The organism is Paeniglutamicibacter gangotriensis Lz1y (assembly GCF_000348945.1).
GTDB classification, from domain to species: Bacteria; Actinomycetota; Actinomycetes; order Actinomycetales; family Micrococcaceae; genus Paeniglutamicibacter; species Paeniglutamicibacter gangotriensis.
This window is the reverse complement of the sequence record NZ_AOCK01000007.1, coordinates 135,886-148,393: the sequence shown is the minus strand read 5'-3', so window position 1 is coordinate 148,393 and position 12,508 is coordinate 135,886. Positions and strand designations below refer to the sequence as shown.

The 12,508-nt window shown below is 64.0% G+C and carries 10 protein-coding genes; 8 read left to right on the top strand and 2 right to left on the bottom strand.

The window, feature by feature from the left end; genetic code table 11:
• Positions 1-208 precede the first annotated feature (208 nt).
• The 7 genes from mtrA to secA all read left to right on the top strand — a co-directional run bounded on the left by mtrA (position 209) and on the right by secA (position 10,329).
• Positions 209-886: an MtrAB system response regulator MtrA gene (gene mtrA / locus ADIAG_RS12635; protein WP_007271772.1), complete on the top strand. Its 678-nt coding sequence runs from the start codon at positions 209-211 to the stop codon at positions 884-886.
• A gap of 20 nt (positions 887-906) precedes the next feature.
• Positions 907-2,721 (top strand): MtrAB system histidine kinase MtrB, encoded by a 1,815-nt coding sequence (gene mtrB, locus ADIAG_RS12630; RefSeq protein WP_007271771.1) that lies wholly within the window; start codon positions 907-909, stop codon positions 2,719-2,721.
• Positions 2,714-4,426 (top strand): LpqB family beta-propeller domain-containing protein, encoded by a 1,713-nt coding sequence (locus ADIAG_RS12625; RefSeq protein WP_007271770.1) that lies wholly within the window; start codon positions 2,714-2,716, stop codon positions 4,424-4,426. Before mtrB ends, ADIAG_RS12625 begins: the two co-directional genes overlap by 8 nt.
• Before the next feature lie 94 nt (positions 4,427-4,520).
• Positions 4,521-5,393 (top strand): ComF family protein, encoded by an 873-nt coding sequence (locus ADIAG_RS12620; RefSeq protein WP_083874113.1) that lies wholly within the window; start codon positions 4,521-4,523, stop codon positions 5,391-5,393.
• Between the two features lie 160 nt (positions 5,394-5,553).
• Positions 5,554-6,270 carry a ribosome hibernation-promoting factor, HPF/YfiA family gene (hpf, locus tag ADIAG_RS12615; protein WP_007271768.1) on the top strand — a complete coding sequence of 239 codons (717 nt, stop codon included), beginning with the start codon at positions 5,554-5,556 and terminating at the stop codon, positions 6,268-6,270.
• 22 nt (positions 6,271-6,292) lie between these two features.
• The gene (locus tag ADIAG_RS12610) at positions 6,293-7,513 is read left to right on the top strand and encodes a winged helix-turn-helix domain-containing protein (protein ID WP_007271767.1); all 1,221 of its coding nucleotides are present in this window, start codon (positions 6,293-6,295) and stop codon (positions 7,511-7,513) included.
• A 77-nt stretch (positions 7,514-7,590) separates the two neighbouring features.
• A complete protein-coding gene (secA, locus tag ADIAG_RS12605; RefSeq protein ID WP_007271766.1) occupies positions 7,591-10,329 on the top strand; it encodes a preprotein translocase subunit SecA in 2,739 nt (912 codons plus the stop codon).
• Here the strand turns inward: secA and ADIAG_RS20315 are convergent.
• Positions 10,326-11,006 (bottom strand): Rv3235 family protein, encoded by a 681-nt coding sequence (locus tag ADIAG_RS20315; RefSeq protein WP_007271765.1) that lies wholly within the window; start codon positions 11,004-11,006, stop codon positions 10,326-10,328. The genes secA and ADIAG_RS20315 overlap by 4 nt on opposite strands.
• Positions 11,007-11,049: 43 nt before the next feature.
• Positions 11,050-11,823 (bottom strand): LysM peptidoglycan-binding domain-containing protein, encoded by a 774-nt coding sequence (locus tag ADIAG_RS20935; protein ID WP_200859396.1) that lies wholly within the window; start codon positions 11,821-11,823, stop codon positions 11,050-11,052.
• 120 nt (positions 11,824-11,943) lie between these two features.
• Between ADIAG_RS20935 and ADIAG_RS12590 the strand changes: the two genes are divergently transcribed.
• Positions 11,944-12,489 carry a hypothetical protein gene (locus tag ADIAG_RS12590; protein WP_007271763.1) on the top strand — a complete coding sequence of 182 codons (546 nt, stop codon included), beginning with the start codon at positions 11,944-11,946 and terminating at the stop codon, positions 12,487-12,489.
• Positions 12,490-12,508: the final 19 nt, after the last annotated feature.

The window sequence follows — 12,508 nt, the reverse complement described above, 5'->3', positions numbered from 1 at the left end:
CAGTGGGTGGGGGAACCTTGGCGGCACAAGCGCCCTCGAGTACGCAGGTTCCCCTGCTGCGGCAAGTCTAACCGCGCCGTAACAGAGTACAAACGCCGTGGTGGATTGCTGTTTGCGCGCCGATCGGCGTGCTGCGCTCATGTACCCTAGAGGTATCCGGGCGCACGTTTTTTGCTGCGCCCAGCGCAAGGCTACGGAAGGTCAGATTATGAAGGCACGCATCCTGGTTGTCGACGACGACGAGGCGCTGGCCGAAATGATCGGCATCGTGTTACAGAACGACGGCTTCGAGGCCGTGTTCTGCTACGACGGTGCCAAGGCATTGGGCGTGTTCCGCGAGGTCAAGCCCGACCTGGTCCTCCTTGATCTGATGCTTCCCGGGCTGGACGGCATCGAGGTCTGCAAGCTCATCCGTGCCGAGGACGATGTTCCGATCGTGATGCTCACCGCCAAGTCCGACACCGCCGACGTGGTTCGTGGCCTGGAATCCGGTGCCGACGACTACGTGCCCAAGCCCTTTAAGCCCGCCGAACTGGTCGCTCGGGTCCGTGCACGGCTGCGCCCCGGCGAACAGCACGCCCCCGAAACCCTGAAGATCGGCGATCTGAGCATCGACGTCGCCGGCCACCGGGTGACCCGTGGCAACGACGCCATCGGGCTGACCCCACTGGAATTCGATCTGCTGGTCGCCTTGGCGCGCAAACCCTGGCAGGTCTTCACCCGCGAACAACTCCTTGAACAGGTCTGGGGCTACCGCCACGCCGCGGACACCCGGTTGGTCAACGTACACGTGCAGCGCCTGCGCTCCAAGGTCGAACTCGACCCGGAGAGCCCAGAGGTCGTCCAGACCGTGCGCGGCGTGGGATACAAGGCGGGCCAGGCCTGAGCCTGGAGATGGGCCGAAGCATGGACTCCGTCGAACCGGCAGCGGCCGGAAGCACGACACCGGCGGCCGACACGCCGAAACCGGCCGGCGGATTACGTGCGTGGGGCGCGGTGCTGACACGGGTACGCAAAACCGTGCGTTCGCGCTGGATGCGGTCTCTGCTTTTTCGCACCGTGACCTCCGCGGCGCTGCTCACCGCCCTGGCGTTGCTGGGCGCGGGGGCCTTTTTGTCGAACCAGATCGCCACCGGATTGTTCCAGGAACGCTTCAACCAGGTCGAATCGGAATCCGTGCGCGGCCTGAACCAGGTCAAGGCGATCTTCGATTCGGCTGCCACCACCGATCGCACCAGCACCCACTCGCTGGTCACCAGCACGCTGCGGATCCTGGAGGGCGACACCGCCCTGGTCCCACGTAACTTTGTGCTGGACCCGTTGCCAGGGGCCGAGAACATCTACGTGGGCCCCACCGCCAGCGGCAACCTGACCTCGCGCATCATCCCTGCAGCGCTGGCCGCCGAGATCCAGGAATCCAACGCCGTGCACTGGCAGTCGATCGAGGTTAAATCCGCGGCGGGTGACGGGCCGGGGCTGATCTTCGGCACCAAGGTGACCCTCCCGCCCGGCGCCGAGTACGGGCTCTACCTGGTCTATGACCTGACCAGCGTGCAAAAAACGCTCGACTTCATCAACCGGGCCATGGCCCTGGTGGGCGGGCTGCTGCTGTTGGTTGTCAGTGGCATCACCTGGTACGTCACCCGGTTGGTGGTCAGCCCGGTGGCGGCCGCTGCGCAAGTCTCCGAGAAGCTCGCCGCGGGCAGGCTCCAAGAACGCATGGTCGTTTCCGGGGAGGACGAGATCGCGCGGCTGGGCAACTCCTTCAACCACATGGCGGCATCGCTGCAGGACCAGATCAACCAGCTGGCCACGCTCTCGGCCATGCAACAACGCTTCGTGTCGGATGTGTCCCACGAGCTGCGCACCCCGCTGACCACGGTGCGGATGGCAGCAGAGGTGCTGCATGATGCCCGTGAAGACTTTGATCCGATCAACAAGCGCAGCGCCGAACTGCTCTACAACCAGGTTGAACGCTTCCAGATCCTGCTCAATGACCTGTTGGAGGTCTCGCGCTTCGATGCCGGGGTCGCGGTGCTTGACCCCGAACCCAACGACCTGGTCTCCGTGGCCCGGCGCGTCATCGACGCCGCCACCCCGCACGCCGAAGCCATGGGCTCGGTGCTGCGCCTGGGCACCCCGGCCGGCGGTGCCGTGGCGGAAATGGACTCGCGGCGCATCGAGCGGGTGGTGCGCAACCTGGTCATGAACGCCATCGAACACAGCGAGGGAAACCCCATCGACATCACCGTGGCCGGGAACGCGAATGCCGTGGCCATCACGGTGCGCGACCGCGGCATCGGCATGAGCCCCGAGGCCAGGACCCGGGTCTTCGATAGGTTTTGGCGTGCCGACCCGGCCCGCGCACGGACCACCGGTGGCTCGGGGCTGGGCCTGTCCATCGCCATGGAGGACACCCGCCTGCACTCGGGCCGGCTCGAAGCCTGGGGCGAACGCGGGGTGGGGTCTTGCTTCAGATTGACCCTGCCGCGGGTCCTGGGCGATGAGATCATCGCCTCCCCGCTGCCGTTGGAACCGATCGTGCTGGCCGACGCGGTGCTTGATCGCGGCATGGTCGTCTCCTTCCCGCTGACCGGAGAGATCCCGGCCATCGGCTTCAAACCGGCGCCCCCCTTGATCTCCGAGGAAACCGCGGACACGGACCCCGCAAGCGAGTCGTCCGCCACGCATACCCCGGGAAAGAGACACCACCATGACTAGGATCCGTCGCAGCTCCACCGTGCTTGCCGCCGTGCTGGGCGTCGTGCTGGTGCTCACGGGCTGCTCGGAAATCCCACGCAACTCCCCGGTGCAGACCATCGCGCTGGACGGCGGGGGCTCCGACACCGAAGGCAACGTGCAATTCAACCTTCCCGGACCGAGCGACGGCGCGGCCCCGCAGGAAATCGTCGAGGGGTTTATCGGGGCGGGCATCGACGCCCAGGACGACTACAAGACCGCCCGCGAATTCCTTGGCCCCCAACAGGCAGGGGTCTGGAACGGCTCGACGCGGACCCTGGTCTACGATGCGCGGCCCTCGGTGATCGCCGGGGCCAAGGCCAACAGCTACACCGTCCAGATGGAGCTCGTCTCGGAGATCGATGCGGCTGGCATTATGACCGAGATGCCCCCGCACACCACCCGGGCGGTGGATGTCACCCTCAAAAAGGTCGAGGGGCAATGGCGGATCTCTTCGGTGCCCGACGGCATCATGGTGGACAGCGCCAGCCTCTCCCACGTCTTCGCCCCGCAGACCCTCTACTTCTACGACGTCAGCTACCACTATGCCGTTCCGGACGTGCGCTGGTTCCCGACCCGCACCGGGGTGGCAGCGGCCATGGTCGATGCCCTCCTGGCAGGCCCTGCCCCGTACCTGGAAAACGCCGCCGTCTCCGCGTTCCCGACAGGCAGCTCCCTGGTGCGCCCCGCGGTGCCCATCGAATCGCAGCGCGCCACCATTGATTTGACCTCGGCCACCTTCCTGGACTCGACCGAGCTCACCCGCCAGCAAATGCGGCAACAACTGGAGCTCACACTGGGTGGGCTGGGCAATGTGCGCTCGGTGGCCATGACCGACGAACAATCCGAGGTCAAGGCCGGGCCGAAGGACGCCGAGTTCGTGGCCGCAGAGATCAACCCCTCGGTTCCCGACACGCAGGTCGGCATCCTGGACAAGGCCCTGTACTACCTCAAGGGCAGGTCGCTGCGGCTGGTCGGCGGCATCCACGATATTTCCGGCTACAACCCGCAGCTGCCGGCGATGAGCCCGCTGGGAAACCGCTACGCCTTCCTGAACGGGGACCGCACGAAATTGGTGACAGTGGACGAGGACGGCCAGGATTCGGTGGTCGCCACAGGCAACGATCTGGTCCGCCCGTCGATGGACGCCCACGGCTGGACCTGGACCGTGGATAATTCCTCGCCCGCCAGGGTGCTGGCGGTTCCGGAAGATCCGGCGCTCAGTGGCAAAGTTCGTCCGATCACCGCGGCCGCACTGGCCGAGGCCACGGTCAGCTCCTTGCGCATCTCCCGGGACGGGACTCGCGCGCTGATCGTCTCGACCCTGGACGGGGACACGAGCGTGACGATCTCCGGGATCCTGCGTGACGCCGACGGGGCACCGCGTGGATTCGCCCCGGCCAAGCGGATCTACCCCGAGGTGCCGGCGACCCAGGCCGTCTGGAACTCGGATGTCTCGATCATCGTCTCCTCATCCAGCGCTACCGAGAAGATCACGGCCCAAGAAATCAGCCTGACCGGCACCTCGGTGAACTACATGCCGCTGCTGGGCATGGTCGGTTTGTCGGCGGGGCCCGGGGAACGTCGCCCGGTGTATGCCGAAACCAAGGAATACATCTACTCGCGAGTGGGCAACTCGTGGCATGTGATGGAAGAAATGGTCCGGGACCTGTCCTACCCGGGCTAAGTAGCATCACGATGGGCCGAACCGGCCCTGGGGGTTATCCACATCCACGTGGGTAGGGCGTCGCGCCAGTATTGCAGCGGCCCATGCTGGTGGCATGAAGATGATGATGCGCCGGCAGAACGACGCGCCCTACCGCCGGCAGGCAGCCCGACCCGGGTCCCCGGTCCGCGGTTGGGCCCGGAGCCTTGATGCGGTGTGGTGGCACAGTGGCACCCGGTCCGTGCGTGCGGCCCTGGCCGGGACCGCGGCGCTGCTGCTGCCGGTGGACTGTGTGTGCTGCGGGCGCCCCGATGCAGTGCTCTGCCCACAATGCGCCAGGAAGATGCGCACCTCATGCCTGCACCCGCACCGGGTCGAGGACCGGGCCGAGTCCTTGCCACTGAACACCGTCGGACTCCCGCTCCCGGTGATCTGCGCCGGTTCCTACGATCATGAGCTGGCAGCCGTCGTTTTGGCGTTCAAGAATCACCAGATGCCGTCGCTGGCAGGGATATTGGCTCCGTCGCTGGCACGCGCGGTCCTTGCCGCACTGGCATCCCTAGTCGATCCGGGCCGCCCCGTGGTGCTGGTTCCGATGCCGACCCGCCTGCGGGCCAAGGCCAAGCGCGGATACTTCCCGGTGGGATTGTTACTGGCACGATTGCGCCGCTCCGGGGTGCTGCCGCAGGGCGTCGAGATGGCCCAGCTGCTGCGCTACCGGATGGGGAACCAACTGGTTTCCGCGCAGAAGGGGAAGGGGCGTCGGGAACGCAGTTCGACACGCCAGTCGATGAAGGTTTCCAACACGCCGGTGCTGCAGCAATTTCGGCTGTGCGGTGCGCAGGTGATCTTGGTCGATGACGTGCTGACCACCGGGGCGACGCTGGCAGAAGCCCACCGTGCGCTGGGCGGAACCGGGTTGTTGGTATGCGGAGCGGTGGTGGTGGCAGCGACTCCGGCCCCGAGTGAAAAACACGCTGTTCGCTGAACGCGATGAAGAAATAGGCCGAACATCCTTGATTATTGTTACTTGTGTCATAGGGTGAAGTATGGGCACCCCGCAAGGGGAAAGGCGCCCATCTTCAGCGGCCGGAAGGAGAGCATTCTTCGGTCGCTGATGTGTCACCTGAGCAATGATGGAGGACACCATGGAGATGACGATCAACGGACGCAATGTTAGTGTCACGGATCGCTTCCGCGAGTACGTGGACGAGAAGATCGACAAGGTCGATCAGCTTGCGACAAAGATCCAGCGTTTGGACATCAAGGTCACCAAGGAGCAACACGCACGCAACGCGGAAAGCGCCCTGACCGTCGAATTGACGGTTCTTGGCCGGGGACCGGCAATCCGAGCAGAGGCGAAGGCATCAGACAAGTTCGCTGCCTTTGATACGGCTTTCGCTAAACTCCTCGAGCGGCTGCGCAAGGCACGGGATCGCCGCAAGGTCCACCACGGCAGCCGGACACCCAAGGCGGTCCACGAGGCCACCAGTGGTTTGGAACCTGCGGCCAGCTCGCTGCCGCTGCACGAGGCAACACGTCTGGCCCAGCAGGAAGAAGAAGCCCGCAGCGCTGCGGAAGCAGCGGAGAATGGTGCGCCCCCGATCGAGATCCGCCGGAAGGTCTTTCCTGCGGAGTCCATGAGCGTAGACGATGCCGTTGACCGCATGGAAATGATCGGCCACCCCTTCTATCTCTTCGTTGACGAGGCAACCGGGGCTCATTCGGTCGTTTATGCCCGTAAGTCCAAGGGCAACCAGCAGTACTCTTACGGAACCATCACCCTGGATCCTGCGGCGACGGACGAAGCGACGCTCGAGACGCGCCGCTATCGCGATCCACTGGTGGAACCCGCCAACGCATAACCACGGCGCATACGATGGGTCCATGAGCAGGACATTCTCCGCATCACAAGCCCGTCGCATCGCCATCGCAGCCCAGGGGCTGCATCGGGTCCGGCCCGCCACACCGATCAATATCGGTGCGGTGGGCCGGACCTTTGCCCGGCTCGAGCTGATCCAGATCGACTCGGTCAATATCCTCGCCCGCGCCCAATACCTGCCGATCTTCTCTCGGCTCGGACCGTATTCCACAGCGCTTCTTGACGCTCTCGCGATGAAAAAACCGCGCCGCGTCGTTGAATACTGGGCCCACGAGGCCTCGCTGGTGCGCAGCGAACACTTCAACGACCTGCTGCCGTGGCAACAACGCTCGTGGCCTGGTTCCTTGGAGACCATTGATCCGGACGGGCGGATCTTGGCCGGCCGCATCCTAGAAATGTTGGACGACGGCGCCCCGCGTACGGCGCGGGAAGCCGCAGCAGAACTTGGCCACGAACAGCCGCGCAATACCGAAGAGTGGGGCTGGAACTGGTCAGCGGTCAAGCGGGCGACCGAGGCCTTGTTCGCCGAGGGGCTGATCAGCTCCGAGGGACGCAACAGCGCGTTCGAACGCAGGTACACCTCGTTGCGGAACGTGATCGGCGAGCACCCCGGCACGGCCACCGAGAAAGAGCGGGGCGAGGGGATCGAACGATTGCTGTTGGCGGCCGCCGGAGCGCACGGAATCGGTACGGTGCATTGCCTGGCCGACTATTTCCGGCTTCCGCAACGGAACAGCGCCGCAGCCCTGGAACGGCTGGTGGCCCGCGGAGAACTCGACACGGCGCGCGTCGCGGGACTCAAAGAGACCTTCTACCTGGTTCCGGGAACGGTGGTGCCGCGCCGCTCGGACGCCCGGGCCCTGTTGGGACCCTTTGACTCGATGGTCTTCAACCGCCGGCGGCTGGAAAAACTCTTTGGCTTCAGCTATCGGCTGGAAATCTACACGCCGGCCGCGAAACGCGTCTACGGCTACTACGTCTTGCCGTTCCTGTTGGGGGAGGCGCTGGTGGCTCGCGTCGACCTGAAAGCAGAAAGATCAACGGGCAGGCTGTTAGTGCGAGGTGCCTTCGCTGAGCCCGGTGCGCCGGGGAATACCGCGGTGGAATTGGCTGCCGAACTTCGGCTCATGGCACGATGGCTGGACCTGACCGAGATCGTGGTTTCCACCCACGGGAATCTGGCAGCAGCCTTGGAGTTTTCACTTAGCTCGCCTGATTCCTGCTAAAAGCCGCAAGTGAAAGCAATCTCTCACGTAGACTGAACACGCCAGAAATCCTGTGCTAGAGATTTGGGAGCTGCCTCGTGGCATCACTGCTTGAACGTATCCTTCGTACCGGCGATAAGAAAACGCTGAAGAAACTGCGGGGATACGCGGACGCCATCAACCTGCTTGAGAGCGAATTCCGTGCCATGTCCGACACGGAGCTGCGTGGTGAAACAGACAAGTTCCGGGAACGTATTGCCGATGGCGAGTCCCTGGACCACTTGCTGCCCGAGGCATTTGCCGCCGTCAGGGAGGCCGCCGACCGGACGTTGGGCATGCGCCACTTCGATGTGCAGCTCATGGGTGGTGCCGCACTACACCTGGGGAACATCGCCGAAATGAAGACTGGCGAAGGCAAGACCCTGGTGGCAACGGGCCCCGCCTACCTCAATGCGCTCTCCGGCAAGGGCGTGCACGTCATCACGACGAACGACTACCTGGCCGAGTACCAGTCCGACCTCATGGGCCGTGTCTTCCGCTTCTTGGGCCTGACCAATGGCTGCATCCTGTCCAACCAGGACCCGGCAGTGCGCCGGAAGCAGTACGAAGCTGACATCACCTACGGGACCAACAATGAGTTCGGGTTCGACTACCTGCGCGACAACATGGCCTGGAGCTCCGAAGAGCTGGTTCAGCGCACCCACAACTTCGCCATCGTCGATGAAGTCGACTCGATCCTCATCGACGAGGCCCGCACACCGCTGATCATTTCCGGCCAGGCCTCGGGCGACGTGAACCGCTGGTACACCGAATTCGCCAAGCTTGTCACCCGTTTGAGCCTGGATACCGACTACGAAGTCGACGAGAAGAAGCGCACCGTCGGTGTGCTGGAGCCCGGCATCGAAAAGGTCGAGGACTACCTGGGGATCCACAACCTCTACGAGTCCTCCAACACCCCGCTGATCGGCTTCCTGAACAACGCCATCAAGGCCAAGGAACTGTTCAAGAACGACAAGGACTACGTCGTGATCAACGGGGAGGTCATGATCGTGGACGAGCACACCGGACGTTCCTTGGCCGGACGCCGCTACTCCGAGGGCATGCACCAGGCCATCGAGGCGAAGGAAGGGGTGGAGATCAAGGCCGAGAACCAGACCATGGCGACCGTCACCCTGCAGAACTACTTCCGCCTCTACAAAAAGCTGTCGGGCATGACCGGTACCGCGCAGACCGAGGCCGCCGAATTCCAAGGCACCTACAAGTTGGGCGTCGTGGAAATGCCGACCAACAAGCCGCTGGTGCGCAAGGACCAGGCCGACCTCATCTACAAGAACGAAATCGCGAAGTTCGACGCCGTGGTGCAGGACATCGCCGAACGTCACGCCACCGGACAACCGGTGCTCGTGGGTACCACCAGTGTGGAGAAGAGCGAGTACCTGGCCCGCCTGTTGGCCAAGCAGGGCATCCGCCACGAGGTCCTCAATGCTAAGCAGCACGCTCGCGAGGCGGCGATCATCGCCCAGGCAGGTAAGAAGGGCGCCGTCACGGTGGCCACCAACATGGCTGGCCGCGGCACCGACATCATGCTCGGTGGAAACGCCGAGTTCAACGCTGTCGCCGAGATGGAACGCCGCGGGCTGGACCCGGAGGCCAACTCCGAGGAGTACGAGCGCGTCTGGGATTCGGTCTTTGAGGACGCCAAGAAGCTGGTCAAAACGGAGGCGCAAGAAGTCGCCGATGCCGGCGGACTGTACGTGCTGGGCACCGAACGCCACGAATCGCGCCGTATCGACAACCAGCTGCGCGGCCGTTCGGGACGTCAGGGTGACCCCGGCGAGTCCCGCTTCTACCTGTCGATGACCGATGAGCTGATGCGCCGCTTCAACGCCGGCGCAGCCCAGCGGATCATGAACAATCCCTCGATGCCCGACGATGTGGCCCTCGAATCCAAGATTGTCTCTAAGGCCATCGAGACCGCACAGGCCCAGGTTGAGGGAACCAACGCCGAACAGCGCAAGAACGTGCTGAAGTATGACGACGTGATGAACCGCCAGCGCGAAGCCATCTACGGCGATCGCCGCCGCATCCTCGAAGGCGGGGACCTCGAAGAGAAGGTCGGCCACTTCCTGGAAGACGTGATCAAGGCCATGGTCACCGAAGCCACAGCTGAGGGCCACGCCGAGGACTGGGACCTGAAACGCCTGTGGGTGAACCTCAAGCAGCTCTACCCGATCACTCTCACCCTCGAGGAAGTCACCGAGGAGGCCGGGCACCGCGACGCGATCACTCCGGCCCTGCTGGAACGGGAAATTCTCTCCGATGCACGCTTGGCCTACGCTGCCCGTGAGGAAGCCGTTGGCGAGGAGAACATGCGTGAACTCGAACGCCGCGTGGTGCTCTCGGTCATTGGGCGCAAGTGGCAGGAACACCTCTACGAGATGGATTACCTCAAGGAAGGCATCGGGCTGCGTGCGATGGCCCAGCGCGACCCGCTGGTCGAGTACCAGCGCGAGGGCTTCTTGATGTTCCAGACGATGATGGAGTCCATCCGCGAGGAAAGCATCGGGATGATCTTCAATATCGAGGTCGAAACCAAGCAGACACCGGCGGTGTCGCTACCCGGTGTCACCGATGCCCGTTCGGTCACCACGGAACCGACGCTCAACACTCCCGGACTTGAGGCGCCCACCCGCCCCTCCACGCTGCGCTACACCGCACCGGAGGAAAGCGGCGAGGCTTCGACCCACATTGAGCGGGCAGCCGGAGCCAAGGCTCCGAAGTCCAATGGCGGGAACAACGGGAACAAGAAGAAGCAGAAGAAGGGCAAGCGTAGCTAGCCGATTTCCAAGGCAGTAACCTGCCAGCGTCCGTGCCACCGCTCGATTCTGAGGGCGGTGGCACGGACTTTTTGCATGTCACGCAGAATCACCGCAGCCTCAAAGATCAGCGGCAGGACTTGGGTGATGCGCATCCGTATGACCCGCGGATTCGAATAACAGTATTCGTCGGGATCCGGACGTTGGTCGGCTCCCAGACGCATCTGATATTTGAGCTTGAGCATGCATTCGGGGCTCAAGGAGTGGCACAACTGCCGTGCCGGACGTGCCCCGGCCAACACCTCCAAGACTGCCGGTGCCGCAGCGTGCGCGACCGCGGCCACGGACTCTGCCGCTGCCAAGGTCCTGTCGGAGGGTGGGAACAGCTTCTCCGCCACGGCTTGGGCCTCGGCGTTTGAAACGTCCGGATAGAATACCTCGTCGAAATCATGCCCGAATTCGGTCTGGAAATCTTGTTCGAGTTCCTGCTGGGACAGGAAGCTGTTCGGTGGGTCCAAAGGCGTCTGTAGGGGACGTCGGCAACGCCTGGCCCGTCCCGGTGCGCCGGGACGAAAAGTCTGCGGAAAGCGTTTGACCTGTGTCGGTTCGGGTGGGGCCTGTGCGGCTGAGAGGACGTTCTCATGTAGGCGCAGTGGCACCGTGGCAAGCAAAGCCGGTTGGATCGCGGTGACGGACATGGTTGGCTCCTGGTGGGCGGACGATGAACGGGAGATGGGTGAATCAGGATGCCGGCGAGTCGGAATGCGGTGTGTGCAGCACCCATCCGATTTCCAATAGGTTGGGGTCCGGGCCGATGAGCCTGCGGTTTGCCTCGTGCCATCGCGGCCAGGCGGCGGCGATTTCCACGCTGCTCGCATCTTGAGGCAGATGGCGGGCGGCTATCGACCAGAGGCTGTCGCCGGCGCGGACCACTACCTCGTCGGGGGACCGTGTGGTGCCTCCGGCCAGGCGAGCCAGCGGCAACGGCACCCGGTGGGGGATGAATCCGGGGGACAGTAGCTCGGTCCCGTCGCGTGGCGGGTTGGTGACCGGTGGTGGAACCGGTTCGTCGGCGGTGATGGGTGCACCGGTGCGGTGTGTGGTCTGTGCCGCGGTAACGGGTGGGACGCTCGGTGGGGAGTTATCGGAGGCGCAGCCGGCCAGTGCCAGCGAACCGCCGATGCCTGCCAATGTCAGCCGGGCCATGAAGCCGGGCAGCAGTGCCGACAGAGTGGCGCTGCGGTGGTATTGACCGCGGGCTGCTGCCAGCCGGGCCGAGAATGACAGCGTAAGGCAGAACAGCAGCCACATGATGACGAGGGCTCCGAGGGAACCCAGCGCCACTCCCGTGAGCCGTTCAAGGGTCGTGGCATCGAGTAATGTGTCGGCGCTGAAACGGGGGCGCAACGACTGCCAAGTCACGTAGCCGGCGCTCAGCATGCCCAAGGCCAGGGCCGTGATGGCGGTCAGTGCCAGCGTATCGCGGGCTCTCTGTGAGTCTGAGAAAGAGTGCATCATAACCATCTTTAATGTTGTTTGATGACGTTTGATGTTATTTGTAACTGTATGATGACATTTCTTCTGGCAAGAAACTAGGCCTAGGCGGGAAACCTTTGCGCACCTAGTGTTGGCCCCATGAGATGGGAATCATTGTTCGCCGACCTGGAGGCCCAGTTCGAGGCCGAAGCCGCACGGGGAAAGCTGAGCGAAATCCAGGAAATGGTGCGGATCGAACGGGCCCGGCAGACGCTGGTGCAACGTTTGGGCCGGCATCTGGGAAGTCCTCTCGACGTGCACCTGTTGGGCTCCGAACGCCTCGGGGGACAGCTGGCCGCCCTGGGCAAGGACTGGTTGATGCTGGTGCACGGCGGCACCGAAGAACTGATTCCTTTCAGGGCCCTGGCCTGGTGGTCGGGGAGTGGCGCCGGAGGTGGAGCAGAGACCGGGCAGCGACTCGTCGGATTCTCTCAAGCCTTGCGTTTACTGGTGCGTGACCGGGCCAGGGTAGGGATCGATGGGGTCGACGGCCGGGCCCTAGCCAACGGGACCCTGGACCAGGTGGGGCAGGACTTTGTGGAGGTCGCGTTGCATGCACGCGATGAATTTCGACGTGGAGCCGCGGTGCACTCCAGGGCGGTGGTTCCCTTCACCGCCATGGCCCGAGTGCGTCGCGAGGACTGAACCAGCACCGGGTGGTGAT